This is a genomic window from Enterococcus sp. DIV1375a (genome assembly GCF_051712205.1).
Lineage (GTDB): Bacteria > Bacillota > Bacilli > Lactobacillales > Enterococcaceae > Enterococcus > Enterococcus faecalis.
Genome location: NZ_JBIOOM010000001.1, coordinates 1,017,589 through 1,033,661 on the forward strand (window position 1 = coordinate 1,017,589; position 16,073 = coordinate 1,033,661).

Annotated in this window: 13 protein-coding genes; 9 read left to right on the forward strand and 4 right to left on the reverse strand. The window is 37.8% G+C overall.

The features are described from left to right. Window positions 1–5: 5 nt before the first annotated feature. On the reverse strand, window positions 6–2,114 hold the full coding sequence (locus tag IGJ63_RS05055; RefSeq protein WP_101732059.1) for an LTA synthase family protein: 2,109 nt from the start codon (window positions 2,112–2,114) through the stop codon (window positions 6–8). A 257-nt stretch (window positions 2,115–2,371) separates the two neighbouring features. Between IGJ63_RS05055 and IGJ63_RS05060 the strand changes: the two genes are divergently transcribed. Continuing rightward, window positions 2,372–3,544: a class I SAM-dependent rRNA methyltransferase gene (locus tag IGJ63_RS05060; RefSeq protein ID WP_002419828.1), complete on the forward strand. Its 1,173-nt coding sequence runs from the start codon at window positions 2,372–2,374 to the stop codon at window positions 3,542–3,544. A 66-nt stretch (window positions 3,545–3,610) separates the two neighbouring features. On the opposite strand, the gene rnhC is transcribed toward IGJ63_RS05060, so the two are convergent. Beyond that, the gene (gene rnhC / locus IGJ63_RS05065; RefSeq protein ID WP_010816463.1) at window positions 3,611–4,528 is read right to left on the reverse strand and encodes a ribonuclease HIII; all 918 of its coding nucleotides are present in this window, start codon (window positions 4,526–4,528) and stop codon (window positions 3,611–3,613) included. A gap of 218 nt (window positions 4,529–4,746) precedes the next feature. Here rnhC and IGJ63_RS05070 point away from each other — a divergent pair, with 218 nt between their 5' ends. The 8 genes from IGJ63_RS05070 to rbfA all read left to right on the forward strand — a co-directional run bounded on the left by IGJ63_RS05070 (window position 4,747) and on the right by rbfA (window position 14,616). Then, complete coding sequence (locus IGJ63_RS05070) at window positions 4,747–7,167, forward strand: cation-translocating P-type ATPase (protein ID WP_101732058.1); 2,421 nt, start codon at window positions 4,747–4,749, stop codon at window positions 7,165–7,167. Between the two features lie 141 nt (window positions 7,168–7,308). Continuing rightward, a complete protein-coding gene (locus IGJ63_RS05075; RefSeq protein ID WP_438746038.1) occupies window positions 7,309–9,195 on the forward strand; it encodes an Ig-like domain-containing protein in 1,887 nt (628 codons plus the stop codon). A 205-nt stretch (window positions 9,196–9,400) separates the two neighbouring features. Further along, complete coding sequence (rimP, locus tag IGJ63_RS05080) at window positions 9,401–9,874, forward strand: ribosome maturation factor RimP (RefSeq protein WP_101732056.1); 474 nt, start codon at window positions 9,401–9,403, stop codon at window positions 9,872–9,874. A 143-nt stretch (window positions 9,875–10,017) separates the two neighbouring features. Next, on the forward strand, window positions 10,018–11,217 hold the full coding sequence (gene nusA, locus IGJ63_RS05085; protein ID WP_002360499.1) for a transcription termination factor NusA: 1,200 nt from the start codon (window positions 10,018–10,020) through the stop codon (window positions 11,215–11,217). A gap of 20 nt (window positions 11,218–11,237) precedes the next feature. Further along, window positions 11,238–11,537, forward strand: coding sequence for an RNase P modulator RnpM (gene rnpM, locus IGJ63_RS05090; protein ID WP_002363794.1), 300 nt, complete (start codon window positions 11,238–11,240; stop codon window positions 11,535–11,537). After that, on the forward strand, window positions 11,527–11,832 hold the full coding sequence (locus tag IGJ63_RS05095) for a YlxQ-related RNA-binding protein (protein WP_002357860.1): 306 nt from the start codon (window positions 11,527–11,529) through the stop codon (window positions 11,830–11,832). The genes rnpM and IGJ63_RS05095 overlap by 11 nt, the downstream gene beginning before the upstream one ends. A 12-nt stretch (window positions 11,833–11,844) precedes the next feature. Then, window positions 11,845–14,241 carry a translation initiation factor IF-2 gene (gene infB, locus IGJ63_RS05100; RefSeq protein ID WP_002357859.1) on the forward strand — a complete coding sequence of 799 codons (2,397 nt, stop codon included), beginning with the start codon at window positions 11,845–11,847 and terminating at the stop codon, window positions 14,239–14,241. A 24-nt stretch (window positions 14,242–14,265) separates the two neighbouring features. Continuing rightward, window positions 14,266–14,616: a 30S ribosome-binding factor RbfA gene (rbfA, locus tag IGJ63_RS05105; protein ID WP_002360497.1), complete on the forward strand. Its 351-nt coding sequence runs from the start codon at window positions 14,266–14,268 to the stop codon at window positions 14,614–14,616. 372 nt (window positions 14,617–14,988) lie between these two features. Here rbfA and IGJ63_RS05110 read toward each other — a convergent pair whose 3' ends face one another. Both IGJ63_RS05110 and IGJ63_RS05115 read right to left on the reverse strand, forming a co-directional pair. After that, window positions 14,989–15,474, reverse strand: a complete 486-nt coding sequence (locus IGJ63_RS05110; RefSeq protein ID WP_180758903.1) for a toxin — start codon at window positions 15,472–15,474, stop codon at window positions 14,989–14,991. Between the two features lie 34 nt (window positions 15,475–15,508). Continuing rightward, window positions 15,509–15,991, reverse strand: coding sequence for a helix-turn-helix domain-containing protein (locus IGJ63_RS05115; protein ID WP_438746041.1), 483 nt, complete (start codon window positions 15,989–15,991; stop codon window positions 15,509–15,511). Window positions 15,992–16,073 lie beyond the last annotated feature (82 nt).

Below are 16,073 nucleotides of genomic sequence, written 5' to 3' on the forward strand. Positions count from 1 at the left end.
AAGATTTATTTACCAGTTTTTTGATAGCCTTGATAACTGTCAGTGTGATATTCATCAACGGTTGATTTATTATTGTTTTTACTGTAAACACTCGTTGATTTTTCACCTTTTTCTTTTTCAATTGCTTCCAGTTGTTGCAATTGGTTCTTGTAATCATAGTCTTCTGGGTTAACTGGTTTTAAGCCGCTATTGGTATAGAAACGAAGCAAGTCACCGTTAGTAATTTGGTCAGACGTTTCTAATTGTTTCGTCGCTTTGGCTTTTAAATCAGCGACTTCTTTCTTAACTTCTTCGGTTGGCTCTGTAATTAAAGTGCCTGTTTTAGTATCGTAAATGCTAGAACCTAAAATAGTATATTTAGGTGTTACAACATTGCCGTTGCGGAAAGCAACGATTTGATTGTGTTGTTTAGAGAATAAATCTTGGCCTAACTGAATGTAGTTTTTCGTATCGACACCAAGCAAGTGTAGAAGGGTTGGTAAGGCATCAACTTGGCCGCCATACGTATGGTTCACACCGCCATTTTCTTGACCAGGAACGTGAATCATATAAGGAACACGTTGCATATTGGCGTTGTCAAAATCGTTCCAATCTGCTTTGGTTTTACCTACTAACTCTGCTAAGTTTTGGGTTCTTGAATTAGAAACCCCATAGTGATCGCCATAAAGAACAATGACTGAGTTTTCATAGAGACCTGAAGATTTCAAGTAGTTAAAGAATTCTTCGACTGCTTTATCTAAATAATTCGCTGTTGCAAAGTAACCATTAATTGTTTCGTCAGAGGTTTTTGCAATTGGGAATCCTGCTTCATCGTTTGTAAATTGAGAATAAGGATAATGATTGGATACAGCAATAAATTTAGAATAGAACGGTTGTTGTAAATGCTCTAAATATTGAACGGATTGATTAAAGAATGGTTTATCGTGTAACCCATATTGGAATGAGTTATCTGAATTAACATCATAATAACTAGCATCAAAGAAATAGTCATAGCCTAAACGTTTATAGGTTTCATTTCGATTCCAGAAGTTACCGGCATTTCCGTGGAAAGCAGCGCTAGTGTAACCTTGGGTTTGTTTTAAAATATCGGGTGCTGCTTCAAACGTATTTTTCCCACCAACTTGTGTAAAGAGTGAACCTTGGTCTAAACCAAATAGTGAATTTTCAAGTAACGTTTCGGCATCACTTGTTTTTCCTTGACCAACTTGGTGGAAGAAGTTATCAAAGCTAAAGGTACTTTTACTATTGTAAAGACTATTGATAAATGGTGTGACTTCGTGTTCTACGCCATTTTCATCTTTTAATTTGTAATTAACTAAAAATTGTTGGAAACTTTCTAAATGGATATAAATTACATTTTTGCCTTTTGCAATACCAAACTTACTATCATCGGGTGCCGCATATTGTTGTTTCACGTAATCTTCAACTTGTTTCATATCGTTAGCACTAGCTTCGGCACGGACTTGGTTTGTTTGGTAAGTTGTAATGCCATCGTATACGGTAAAGGCATTTAAGCCTAAGAATTTCACGATATAGTCACGAGAGAATTGACGTCCTAATAATTGGGGACGTTCTGTTTCAGCCATAAATAGATTGAATAAGAAAAAGACAACAGAAAGGAGTGTGACAGAGACTGCTACACGTGCGCGGACTGGACGCGCATCTGTTTTAATTTTTTTCGTTAACAATAATACGCCAATAATAATGAAGTCTAAGAAATAAATGACGTCATAAGGTCTAAAGAGACGTAAGGCACTTTCGCCAAGACCGCTAGCTACTTTGCCAGCACCAAGCATCGTATTAACTGTGATGAAGTCAGTAAATTCTCGATAATACACGACATTTGAGAAGAGCAGTAAACTCATCAAAAAGTAAATAATCATCATTGTAATATAAGAAGCTTTTTTACGGCGAACATACAAAGCGATGGCTAATAAAAAGACCGTTGTGGCAATTGGATTAATTAAGAGTATGAAGTACTCGTTAATATTTTCCAAACGTAAATGGAAATCAACGGCGTACGCAAAGAGGTTTTTTAGCCACAATAAGATGGCGATTAGCGAGAATAACCCCAGTCGCGTGTTCAAAATATTTGTTTTAAATAATTTTTTCAAAATAAACGTCCTTTCTAAACGATGATTCTATAAAAGTAAAATTAGGTAAATTTCGTATTTTACAATATCGCTTTAATTTTACTCTTTCACAAATTTTATGTCAATTCTTACCGAAGTGAGGAATGGTGATGTTAAAGAAAACTTACTATTTCCTTAAACTTTTTAGTTCGTTAAATGACGTGAAGCTTGAATCCTTTAAAGACAGATGGGCCTTTTTTTGCTATACTAGATAGGACTTTGAAAAGTAGGTGCACAGAATGAAACTTCAAGTAACTAAAAAAGCAGAACATAAATTTAAAAAAGGATATCCTTTAATTCAGAAAGAAGATTTGCAACAAGTGCCAGCGCCGTTACCAACAGATTGGCTTACTTTGATTGATAGTAAAGGCCAGCGTTTAGCCGAAGGATATTTAGGCGAACAAAATAAAGGAATTGGTTGGTTGCTGTCATGGCATGGACCAATTAATCAATCTTTTTTTCAACAACTCTTTGAAATAAGTCGTGAGAAGCGGACATCTTTTAAAAAGGATTCGCTGACAACCGCTTATAGATTATTTAATGGAGAAGGAGATGGCATTGGGGGTCTAATCATCGATCGCTATGCAGATTACGCCGTTTTTTCATGGTATAATGAAACCCTTTATCAGAAAAAAGCCGAACTTTTGACGGCGTTTCGCACAGTTTACCCTGACATTATTGGTGCCTACGAAAAGATTCGTTTTTCCACAAAAAATTTACCCGAATCACAGTTTTTGTATGGCGAACAAGCACCCGAGCCATTACTTGTCACTGAAAATGGCGTTCAATTTGCTACCTATTTAAACGAAGGATTAATGACAGGCATCTTTTTAGATCAAAAAGAAGTTCGTGGTCGATTAGTAGATGGTTTTGCAGTAGGTAAAACAGTCTTAAATATGTTTAGTTATACAGGTGCTTTTTCAGTAGCTGCCGCTATGGGAGGTGCCGTAGCCACCACTAGTGTGGATTTAGCTAAACGAAGCTTACCGAAAACGACTGAGCAATTTGAAGTCAATCATTTAAATCTTGCCGCGCAAAAGATTATTGTCATGGATGTTTTTGACTACTTTAAATATGCTTCACGTAAAGGTTTGAGTTATGACATGATCATTTTGGATCCGCCAAGTTTTGCTCGCAACAAAAAGAAAGTTTTTTCCGTTGCTAAAAATTATGGGGAGCTAGTGAAAGATTCTATTGATATTTTAACGGATAAGGGAACGCTTATTGCCTCGACCAATGCGGCAAATTTATCCTTAGCCAAATATCAAAAAATGGTGATTACTGCCTTGCAAGAGAAAAATGTCCGTTACAAGATTACGGACACGTATCAATTACCGGCAGACTTTCAAGTGAATCCTAATTTTCCAGAAGGTAATTACTTAAAAGTCCTATTTATCGAAATTGAAAAATAATTTTTTACACCAAGCAAAAGTCCCAGCGCCGCTAATCGGCATTGGGACTTTTGCTTGGTGTTTATTTTATAGTAACTTTTGGGCTTTTTGGGTGTTTGCAAAATGCAGCTTCGCGTAATTCGCTAATAAGTCTAGGCCGCCTTTTTTCAAAATACGGGCGGCTACTTGGTCTGATTTGCTGCCAGCACCAGAGGGCACAGAGAAACCCAATTCTGCAGATTCTTTGTCTAACTCTTCTAAAAAAGCAGCGCGGCTAATAATAGAGGCGGCAGCAACGGCAACATGATACTGCTCTCCTTTAGTGACGAAGAACAATTTTTCAGTGACTTGATTTTTTTCATTACGAACATATTTCCGATAGTTATTTTCAGGGGTGAATTGGTCAATTAAAATCCCTTCTGGCTTTGTGGGAGCCAATTCTTGTAGCAACAGATAAATCGCTTGGTTATGCAAAGCGACTTTCATGTGTACAGCATTGTAGTTTGGTTGGATCTCATTGTATTTTTTTGGTTCAACGATTAATAACTTGTAAGGAATCAGTTCTTTAATGACATGTGACAATTGAATAATTTGTGGGTCGGTTAATTCTTTGGAATCACGAACACCCAATGCTTTTAGTTTGCTAATCATGCTTTTGTCAACATAGGCAGCACAGACAGTTACTGGACCAAAATAGCTACCATTACCGACTTCATCGGAACCTATCACAGACCAGTTGCCAAAATCAGCAGGCAGCGTTGTAGTCTGGGGGGACACTTTTTTCTTTGGTGTGGTACTCGTTCCTTCCCAACGAGCGGCCTCTTTTTCAGCTTGAGGTCCCTGAAACATGACTTTACCTGATTGATAAGCGGTGATAGTAGTGGTGCCAACCTTGGCCACAAAGACAGTATAAGGGACCGTTTTATTTAAACGATTGGGTTGATAAACAGTGGTCATCTCTGCTAATGTTTTTTTACTAACTTTAATTACGTGATTCTGTGCCATCAATTGTTCCTCATTTCTTGATATTTCTTCTTTACTATAGTAAAGGAAAAACAAGTAAATGAAAAGGTTTTGCGTTAGCTTGTTCCTGAAAATGACAATGTTTAGGAAATGTATAATTTTTTTCTATAGTTGGGCGCTAGTTGTTATCTAAATTTTTATTCAGTGCTATACTGTGGGAGAGAAGGAGACGATGAAAGAGTCGACTAGAACAAGGGGTGATGTGTTTGAGAAGAAAAAAAGAAATGCAAGAAAATGAACCAATAGCAGTGACTGCTAACGCGGAACGCTATTATCCAGAAGATAAACAAGGCTTGACGGCCGCACAAGTTGAAGAAAGAAAGCGAAAAGGCTTAGTCAATGCCGCCGTCGATACAGAGTTTATCACAACGAAACAGATTGTTATTAATAACGTATTTACGTATTTCAACTTAATTTTTGTGGTACTAGGCGTGTTATTAATGCTGGTACAATCTTATAAAAATATGACCTTTTTGCCAGTAGTAATCATTAATACGGTCATTGGAATTTACCAAGAAATTAAGTCGAAGAAAGTATTAGATAGCTTAAATATTCTAAACGCTACAAAAGTAACCGTTGTGAGGGATGGCCAAGAACAAGAAATTTCGCCAGATGAGCTGGTTTTGGATGATGTGGTGCTCTTTAAATCGGGTGAACAGATTTCTGGGGATGCAATTGTCTTATCTGGTGAAGTCCGTGTGAATGAATCCTTGTTAACTGGGGAATCTGATGAGATTACCAAAGTAGCAGATAGCCAACTTTTGTCAGGTAGCTTTATTGTGTCAGGTTCTTGTTATGCAAGAATTGATAAAATTGGCGCTGAGGCCTATGTTCATCAATTGACGCTTGAAGCGAAATCAATTAAAAAAGGGGAACAATCAGAGATGGTCGGTTCCATTAACCGTTTGGTGAAATGGGTAGGGATTATTATTATTCCAATCGGCTGTGTTCTATTTTTCCAAAGTTATTTCATCAACCATCAAGGGCTTCATGACAGCATTGTCTCCATGGAAGCTGCCTTGATTGGGATGATTCCAGAAGGGTTGTACCTTTTAACAACCGTTGCATTAGCTGCCAGCACAATGCGCTTAGCGAAGCGCGGCGTTTTATTGCACAACATGAAAAGTATCGAATCCTTAGCACGTGTCGATGTGTTATGTGTAGATAAAACAGGAACAATTACTGAAAACACGATGGAAGTCCAAGAGTTGGTTCCTGTGGTGAGTATCGAAAATGATGGTACAGACTTAACCAATGTCGAAAAATTAATTGGCGATTTTTGTCGAACAATGTCAGCTGACAACGATACGATGAAAGCGATGAAAGAGTTTTTTGTTACTAATAATCAGAGGGAAGCCGTTAGCTATACCTCGTTTTCGTCTGTCGAAAAATTTAGTAGCGTGACTTTCCCGGAAGCGACGTATATTCTTGGGGCGCCAGAGATGATTTTGAGAGACAATTATGAAATGTATCAATCTGAAGTGGAACATTATACAAGTCAAGGCTATCGCTTATTGGTGTTCGGAAAGTATTTAGGAGAATTTCAGGAAACGTTGGCAGCAGAGGTTCAACCTCTAGGCTACATTCTTCTTTGGAATCCGATTCGTAAAGAAGCCAAAGCAACTTTTGAATATTTCGCTGAACAAAATGTGGCTATTAAGGTCATTTCTGGTGATAATCCTTTAACAGTATCCAATGTAGCACAAGCGGCAGGCATTATTGGTGCTGAAAATTATGTGGACGCGCGAACATTAACTACAATGGAAGCCCAGACAGAAGCTTTAGAAAAATACACCGTTTTTGGTCGTGTCACGCCAGAACAAAAGAAACAATTTGTGCTATTGTTGAAAAAATTAGATCATACAGTGGCGATGACAGGGGATGGAGTCAATGATATTTTAGCCATGAAAGAAGCAGATTGTAGTATTGCCATGGCTTCAGGAAATCAAGCTACAGCACAAGCCTCGCAAGTTGTGTTGTTGGATTCTGATTTTTCAACGATGCCGGAGGTTGTCTTTGAAGGCCGCCAAGTAGTTAATAACATTGAACGCTCTTCAAGTTTATTCTTTGTAAAAAATATTTTCTCCTTGCTAATGTCTGTCTTTGCTATGATTTTTGCCGTGACATATCCTTTACAACCGACACAAGTCACATTGATTAGTTTATTTACAATTGGTATTCCTTCGACATTTCTAGCTTTGGAACCAAATCATCGTCGCATTGAAGGGAAATTTCTTTTCAATGTGTTATCAAAAGCAATTCCTGGTGGGTTAACGGATATGTTGGTAGTCGGTGCCTTACTAATTTGTGGTGATATTCTTGCACTTCAAAAAACGGACATTTCAACGACTGCAACATTGTTGCTAGTTTCAGTCGGCTTTATGGTTCTTTATAAAATTAGTTCACCAATGAATCGTTACCGCAAGCGTGTAATGATTGGCTGTTTAATCGGAATGGTTCTTACAAGTATTTCCATGAAAAACTTGTTCTCGTTAACTTCGGTATCGCCAACAGCCTTGTTACTTTTAGCCATTCTTTTCTTTGCAGCAGACTCAACTTTCCAACATTTATCAACCATTTCTGAAAAAGTTCAATTATGGTTTTATAAGAAAAGACATTAGGAGCAAAACACCGAACCAAAATTATTTTGGTTCGGTGTTTTTTGTTTTTTATTGTTGGGAAAAATAAAAACACTTGTACCTAGTTAATCCTTGATAGTATAAACCTAACCAATTATTTTAGATAGGAAGGATTGAATAAAAATGAAAAAAAGAAGTTTTGTCTATTGGGGAATGTTTTTCATTCTTTTGTCGACGCTGATAACGCCTTTTCTGAAACTTGAAACAGGATATGCGCAAACGGAACCAACTAGTACCAGTGAAACCAATCAAATTTCTGCTACGCCAAACGTAGTGCCGCGTAAGCAAGTGGGCAACATTGTGACAGCGATTCAGCTAACGGATAAAGAGGGAAACCCACTTGGGACCATTAATCAATATACAGACATCTACCTCCGAATTGAGTTCAACTTACCGGATAATACCGTTAATAGTGGGGATACGAGTGTGATTACTTTACCCGAAGAGCTACGTCTCGAGAAAAATATGACCTTTAATGTAGTAGATGATACAGGTGCTGTGGTTGCAATTGCACAGACCGATGTAGCAAATAAAACGGTCACGTTAACGTATACAGATTACGTAGAAAACCATGCCAATATTAGTGGGTCTTTATATTTTACAAGTTTGATTGATTTCGAAAATGTCGAAAATGAATCCAAGATTCCTATTTACGTCACGGTTGAAGGGGAAAAAATATTTGCTGGCGATCTTGATTACCAAGGTGAAGGCGATGATGTTAACGAAAAATTTAGCAAGTATTCATGGTTTATCGAAGACGATCCAACCGAAATTTACAATGTGCTACGGATTAATCCAACAGGGCAAACGTATACTGATTTAGAAGTAGAAGATGTGCTAAAAACAGAAAGTTTAAGTTATATGAAAGACACTATGAAAATTGAACGAGGACAATGGACACTGGATGGAAATGCTATTTGGCAGTTCACGCCAGAGGAAGATATAACTGGTCAGTTGGCTGTCCAGTATGGTCCAGATGACCGTGATTTTTCGGTGCATTTTGGCAATATTGGAACCAACGAATATCGTATCACCTATAAAACCAAAATCGATCATCTTCCCGAAAAAGGTGAAACCTTCACAAATTATGCAAAATTAACAGAAAATCAAACGGTGGTGGAAGAAGTCGAAGTGAGCCGTGTCTCACAAACGGGTAGTGGAGAAGCTAATGGTGAACAATATGTTGTTGAAATTCATAAAGAAGATGAAGCGGGCCAACGTTTAGCAGGTGCAGAATTTGAACTCATTCGTGACTCAACCAATCAAACAGTGGCCAAAATCACAACAGATCAAAACGGAACAGCGATGGTTAAAGGCTTGTTAAAAGATAACTATACTTTAGTAGAAACCAAAGCACCTACCGGTTACCAACTTTCGCAAAACAAGATTACAATAACACCTGAAGACTTTGGTAAAAACTTAGTTGCACTGAAAACTGTTGTGAATCATAAGATTTCATATCAACCAGTCGCTGCTTCATTTTTAGCTGGAAAAGTTCTTTTAGGAAAACCACTGAAGGATGCTGAATTTCAATTTGAATTGTTAGATGAGAAAGGCACAGTACTAGAAACGGTTAGTAACGATACTTTAGGGAAAATTCAATTTTCACCATTAACCTTTGAAACTCCCGGAAACTATCAATACACCATTCGGGAAGTAAACACGCAACAGACAGGTGTTTCCTACGATACGCATAATCTTCAAGTTCAAGTAACCGTCGAGGTACTTTTAGGAAATCTCGTGGCGACTATTCAGTATGATGGAGGTCAAGTATTTACTAATCACTATACGCCAGAGAAACCTATAGAAAGTACCATACCACCAACGAGTGGGACAACAGATACTACCACGAATTCAACCACAGAAACTACTTCAATAACCATTGAAAAACAGGCGATTCGTAATAAAGAATTGCCAAAAACAGGAGAAACAAAAGAAAACGCGTTTCTTTTCTTAGGTAGCCTTCTTTTGATTCAAGGAGTATTTATCTATTTTAAAACGAAAAAATAATCGCTTAGATAGTTTCAGTAATCGAGACAAAATGTGCAAATTTCGAGAGATTTAGCTTGTTCATTTGAGTTTGGAATGGTTCTGTGCTATACTATCTTTAGCGTAATGATACTAGTTGGGAGTGAGCGGATTTCTGCTCACTCTTTTTGATGGAAAAGTCATCAGGACACGGTTCGTTACATCAATCTCGAAGGAGGCGAAAATTTTGAGTAGTGCTGTGGAAACTGTAACAAAGTTAGTCACACCAATCTTAGAAGAACAAAATTTTGAACTTGTGGAAGTAGAGTTTGTTAAGGAAGGAAAAAATTGGTTTTTACGAGTATTTATCGATAAAGAAGGTGGCATTGATATTGAGGAATGTGCCTTTGTCAGCGAAAAATTAAGTGAAAAACTAGATGCAATGGATCCAGATCCAATTCCGCAAGCGTACTTTCTGGAAGTTTCTTCTCCGGGAGCAGAACGTCCGTTAAAGAAAGAAAGCGATTATGAACAAGCGATAGGCAAGTACATTCATATTTCTCTTTATCAAGCAGTTGATGGAGAAAAACAGATTGAGGGTACCTTAGTCCATCTTGATTCAGAACAATTAACATTAAGTGTAAAAATTAAAACCAGAGTGAAGGAAATGACTTTTGAACGTAAAAATATCGCAAAAGCTCGTTTAGCCATTCAATTTTAATCAACAGACTCGAATGTAAAAAAGGGTCCACTAAAAGTTTTACTTTTAGCCGGGCCTGTGACAAGTTTTAACGAGAAGTTTTTCCCTTGGAAGAAGAACCACTCGTTCAGCTTTAACGAATCCATAGGAGGAAAAGAAAAACAATGAGCAAAGAAATGTTAAATGCATTAGACGTATTAGAAGCTGAAAAAGGGATTCCTAAAGATACGGTGATTGAAGCGTTACAAGCAGCTTTAGTTTCTGCATATAAAAGACATTATGGACAAGCAAGCAACGTCGAAGTTGAATTTGAACCAAAAAAAGGCAATATTCACGTGTATGCTGTCAAAGAAGTAACAGAAGAAGTATTTGATTCACAATTGGAAGTTTCATTAAAAGATGCCGTTGCATTAAATGGTGCATATGAAATCGGCGACAAAATTCGTTTTGAAGTTACGCCAAAAGACTTTGGCCGCATTGCTGCCCAAACAGCAAAGCAAGTAATTTTACAACGTGTCCGTGAAGCAGAAAGAACAATTATTTATAATGAATTTAGCGAATACGAAAATGACATCATGCAAGGAATTGTTGAACGTCAAGATCGTCGTTATATTTATGTAAACTTGGGTAAAATCGAAGCAGTCTTATCAAAACAAGATCAAATGCCAAATGAATTTTACCAACCGCATGATCGGATTAAAGTTTACGTATCACGTGTTGAAAACACATCAAAAGGCCCACAAGTTTTTGTAAGCCGTAGTCACCCAGATTTATTAAAACGTCTTTTTGAACAAGAAATTCCAGAAGTTTATGATGGAATTGTTGAAATCGTAAGTGTCGCTCGTGAAGCTGGCGATCGTTCAAAAGTAGCTGTTCGTTCAACAGATCCTAATATTGATCCAGTGGGTACCTGTGTCGGTCCAAAAGGCCAACGTGTCCAAGCGATTGTGAATGAATTAAAAGGCGAAAATATGGATATTGTGGAATGGAACGAAGATCCAGCTATTTATATTAGTAATGCCTTGAATCCAGCTCAAGTATTAGATGTTATTTTTGATCCAGAAAATAGCAAAGCATGTACAGTCGTTGTACCTGATTATCAATTGTCATTAGCAATTGGTAAACGTGGTCAAAATGCGCGCTTAGCTGCTAAATTAACGGGCCATAAAATTGATATCAAATCAGAATCTGATATGGCTGAATTTTATGAACAACAAGCCAATCAAGAAGTTGCCGAAGTGGCAGAAGAAATGGATGAAGCAATTATCCATTCAGATATGACGGCAGATGATTACGAAAACTTGGCTACTGAAGAAGCAGTTGTTGAAGCAGAAATTACAGAAGAATTACCTGAACAAGAATAACGTTTTTGGAGGGTGAAAAAATGAAAAAGAGAAAAATTCCAATGCGTAAATCGGTTGTTTCAGGCGAAATGAAACCGAAAAAAGAATTAGTCAGAATTACTCGCTCCAAAGAAGGTGAAGTGGCCTTAGATCCAACTGGTAAATTACCTGGACGTGGCGCTTACGTTGATTTGGATCCTGCGGAAGTCCAAAAAGCTTGGGATAAAAAAATTCTTGATCGTGTCTTAGAAACAAAATTAAGTGATGAATTTTATCAAGAACTATTGGATTATGTAACACATCAAAAAGCCCGCAAAGAGTTGTTTGGCGATGGAAAATAAAACCAAAATTTTGAACCTTTTAGGTTTAGCAATGCGCGCCGGTAAATTAGTCACAGGTGAGGAATTAACCCTTAAAGATATTCGTGCAAACAAAGCGAAATTTGTGTTTGTTGCACAAGATGCCAGTGAGAATACTAGAAAGAAAATCAAGGACAAAAGTTCTTATTATAATGTTCCTGTTAGCGAACTGTTCAGTCAATTCGAGCTCAGCCAAGCGATTGGGCGACCACGAATGGTTATCGGAGTAACTGATGCAGGATTTGCCACCAAAATCAAGGAATTACTAAAAGGTTAGGAAGGTGATTGCATGGGAAAAAAAAGAATTTATGAACTAGCAAAAGAAATGAATAAAGCAAGCAAAGACGTTGTCGATAAAGCGCATCAATTAGGTATGGATGTTAAAAACCATATGGGCGCAATTAGTTCCGAGCAAGAAACAAAGCTTCGTCAAGCATTCGGAGGAGGAAGTACCGTAAATACTCAATCAAAAGCAACAAACAACCAAAAGCAACAAACAACACAAAATAAACCAGCCAATAAGAAACCAATGAACAATAAACCTGGTGAACAAAGAAATAACCAAAATCGTCCAAACAATCAATCAACGAATGGACAACAAAGAAACAACAACAACCAAAATCGTCACGGCCAAAGCAACACACAAAACCGTAGCAATCAAACAAATACAAACAATCAAAACCGCAATACCCAAAACAATAACGGTTCTACAACGAATCAAAATCGGACAAGCCAAAATAACAATGGCGGGAACAACCAAAATCGTGGCGGCCAAAACCGTAACAACAATTTTGGTGGCGGTCAAAATCGTAATAACCGGAATAACTTTAATAACCAAAACCGCAATCGTTTCAACAAAAAAGGGAAAAAAGGCAAACATCAACAAGAATCAGCGAAGCCAGCAGTACCAGCACGTAAATTCCGTGAATTACCAGATGTTTTAGAATATACAGAAGGTATGAACGTGGCGGATATTGCGAAAAAAATCCACCGCGAACCAGCGGAAATCATCAAAAAATTATTTATGATGGGTGTCATGGTTAACCAAAACCAAGCCTTAGATAAAGATACAATTGAATTATTAGCTGTGGACTATGGCATGGAACCGCAAGAAAAAGTCCAAGTTGATATTGCGGACATTGATAAATTCTTCGAACCGGAAGCAGTTGTTGAAGAAAACTTAACCACACGTCCCCCTGTTGTCACAATCATGGGACACGTAGACCACGGGAAAACAACATTATTAGATACATTGCGTCATTCTCGTGTGACTTCAGGTGAAGCGGGCGGAATCACGCAGCATATTGGTGCCTATCAGTTAGATATTGATGGCAAACCAATTACGTTCTTAGATACACCAGGACATGCGGCCTTTACTAGTATGCGCGCGCGTGGTGCCAGCATCACTGATATTACCATCTTAGTTGTTGCAGCGGACGATGGAGTAATGCCACAAACAATCGAGGCGATTAACCATGCCAAAGCGGCAAAAGTGCCAATTATTGTAGCAGTTAACAAAATTGATAAGCCTGGTGCGAACCCTGATCATGTGAAACAAGAATTAAGTGAACATGAATTAATTCCTGAAGAGTGGGGCGGAGATACGATTTTCGTCAATATTTCAGCGAAATTCAATCAAAACATTGATGAACTATTGGAAAATATTTTACTGATTGCTGAAGTAGAAGACTTAAAAGCTGATCCAACGCAAAAAGCAATTGGAACAGTGATTGAAGCGCGCTTAGATAAAGGTAAAGGCCCGGTTGCGACATTACTCGTTCAACAAGGAACTTTACATGTTGGTGATCCAATCGTTGTTGGTAATACTTATGGACGTGTTCGTGTGATGACCAATGACATGGGCCGCCGTGATAAAGAAGCAGGACCAGCAACTCCTGTGGAAATTACCGGATTAAATGATGTTCCTCAAGCGGGTGATCGTTTTGTGGTCTTTGAAGATGAAAAAACAGCACGTCAAGCAGGGGAAGAACGGGCTAAACGTGCGTTGCTTGAACAACGTTCAGCAAGTAGCCGTGTGACATTGGATAACTTATTTGAAAGCCTAAAAGAAGGCGAATTAAAAGAAGTTAATATCATTGTCAAAGCAGACGTACAAGGATCTGCCGAAGCCGTTTCAGCAAGTTTACAAAAAATTGATGTAGAAGGCGTTCGTGTGAAAATTGTTCACGCGGCAGTTGGGGCCATCAATGAAAGCGACGTAACTTTAGCCGCAGCAAGTAATGCGATTATTATCGGCTTTAACGTTCGCCCAACACCACAAGCGAAACAACAAGCAGAACAAGAAGAAGTTGATATTCGTTTACACCGTATTATCTATAAAGCCCTAGAAGAAATCGAAACAGCGATGAAAGGGTTATTAGATCCAGAATTTGAAGAAAAAATTACGGGTCAAATGACGGTTCGTGAATTGTACAAAGTATCTAAAGTTGGCACAATCGCTGGCTGTTATGTTACAGAAGGCTTTATTCGCCGCGATAGTGGCGTGCGTGTCATTCGTGATGGTATTGTTATTTATGAAGGTAAATTAGCAAGCTTGAAACGCTTTAAAGATGACGTGAAAGAAGTCAAACTTGGTTTTGAATGTGGTGCTATGATTGAAAACTTCAATGATTTACGTGTAGATGATGCGATTGAAGGCTTCATTATGGAAGAAATCAAACAATAATTTTAGTAATTGGAGGAAGACACTATGGCAAATTATCGTGACCGTCGTGTAGGTCAAGAAATCATGCGTGAAGTGAATGATATCTTGAACAAACGCATCAGAGATCCACGCGTCCAAGGCATCACTATTACAGATGTTCGTGTGACCGGTGATTTACAACAAGCAACGATTTATTACAGCTTGTTATCTGATTTAGCTTCCGAACAACAAAAAGCTCAACAAGGCTTAGACAAAGCCAAAGGACTGATTCGTAAAGAATTAGGACAACGGTTAACCTTGTATAAAACACCAGAGTTGATTTTTGAAAGAGACGAATCTGTCCAATACGGAAATCACATTGATGAGTTGATTCGTAAGTTGAATCAAGGTGAATAATTAAAAAGAAAAAGCACACCAGACGAATGGTGTGCTTTTTCTTTTCATGATTTCTTGATAAAATAGTCATGGAGGTGCAAAGATGAAAAGAATTGTTGTTTTCTATAAAAATGGAGATCGTTATTTAAAAGAAATGGGTTCAGGCAAGAGTTCCCTGTACTTTTTTCTTTTCTTCTTTGTACTACATAGTATGCGGGAACATATTATTCAGTTCATCGGATTTTGGCCGTCATTTATATTCGTCCTCATACTTGTCCCAAATCTTATGCTTGGCGTCGGACATATTAACCATTGGTACAAAAACTGCTCTTGAATTTTCCAGAATACTTTTAAGCATGGAACAAAATCCTTATTGATTTTGTTCCATGCTTTTTAAGTTAACCCAGTATTTAATACCATCACAGAATAATCCCTAAATTCAAAAATCCGTCCTTTATAAAGATAAGTGGCGCCATACTTTTGTCGATGGTACGTAATCACATTTTTTAATGTTTCAACATCGATTTCCAAAAATTCAGCACAAGAATAATGGTTACTTAAGCCAGCTTCAGAGCAACGAATTAAATCGTCTAATGTAACTAATTGCTCTAAGGCCACATTGCGAGCTTTCAACTCTTGCTTCCGATTTTCTGTACAATTTTGATTTAAAATAGTGCCAACGGATGTTTGATAATGCCCGTATTCCTCGGCTAAAATGTTCTTCTTTTGACGGGTACTCAATGTTTTTTCAATATAAATTTTGCCATTTCGATACAACCCATAACAACCTGTTTGATTGTATAAATCAATTTCTAAAACCGTCACATCCTTTTGAATGGAACTGACGAGTTTTTCATAATCATTCACTTTACCATTCACCTGCCATTACTTAATAAAAAGAGTAGATGGGAAGTTAATCCTCTTTTTTGTCAGAAGAAATCGATTGTTGATATTTGGCATCAATTTCATCCAAGTAATCGTGAATTTTCTCGATTTCTTCTTTTGAAAATATCTTTTCTGGATCCCCAACGTGGGCAGCCAGTGTCATTTCGTCACGGCGAGGGAATGAGAGAATTTCTGCTTGCGTTTGTTGTTCGTGTAATTGTTGTTCGGCAAATTGATAAACGATGGCTTGTCGTTGGGGCTCTAATTTTTTATAAATGCGGTCGATAGTTGAGGCATTTTTTTCCATGGGAACTTCTTGCCCCATCAACCAGGCCTCATTAATGTCTAATGCATCTGCAATGCGATAAACTTTGTCTTGTTTTGCTTCGTAACGACCAGCTAGCCAATCGCTGATTGAAGATTTACCGATGCCAGTTTTTTTCGCTAAATCACTAGGTTTGATGTTCTTGGCTGTTAAAGCCTCTTTTAAACGGATAGCAAAAATGTTCATATTTCCGAACCTCCTATTGCCTCAAAGTATACTATACCTGTTTAGAGAAGGCAAGTAACAATCGCAATTAAAATCACCGGTT

What these genes read in the sequence shown, in the direction of transcription:
- IGJ63_RS05060 (WP_002419828.1), top strand. Translation starts at nt 2,372, where the DNA reads ATGAAACTTCAAGTAACTAAAAAAGCAGAACATAAATTTAAAAAAGGA.
- IGJ63_RS05075 (WP_438746038.1), top strand. Translation starts at nt 7,309, where the DNA reads ATGAAAAAAAGAAGTTTTGTCTATTGGGGAATGTTTTTCATTCTTTTG.
- rbfA (WP_002360497.1), top strand. Translation starts at nt 14,266, where the DNA reads ATGGCAAATTATCGTGACCGTCGTGTAGGTCAAGAAATCATGCGTGAA.
- nusA (WP_002360499.1), top strand. Translation starts at nt 10,018, where the DNA reads ATGAGCAAAGAAATGTTAAATGCATTAGACGTATTAGAAGCTGAAAAA.
- infB (WP_002357859.1), top strand. Translation starts at nt 11,845, where the DNA reads ATGGGAAAAAAAAGAATTTATGAACTAGCAAAAGAAATGAATAAAGCA.
- rnpM (WP_002363794.1), top strand. Translation starts at nt 11,238, where the DNA reads ATGAAAAAGAGAAAAATTCCAATGCGTAAATCGGTTGTTTCAGGCGAA.
- IGJ63_RS05115 (WP_438746041.1), bottom strand. Translation starts at nt 15,991, where the DNA reads ATGAACATTTTTGCTATCCGTTTAAAAGAGGCTTTAACAGCCAAGAAC.
- IGJ63_RS05070 (WP_101732058.1), top strand. Translation starts at nt 4,747, where the DNA reads ATGTGTTTGAGAAGAAAAAAAGAAATGCAAGAAAATGAACCAATAGCA.
- rnhC (WP_010816463.1), bottom strand. Translation starts at nt 4,528, where the DNA reads ATGGCACAGAATCACGTAATTAAAGTTAGTAAAAAAACATTAGCAGAG.
- IGJ63_RS05095 (WP_002357860.1), top strand. Translation starts at nt 11,527, where the DNA reads ATGGAAAATAAAACCAAAATTTTGAACCTTTTAGGTTTAGCAATGCGC.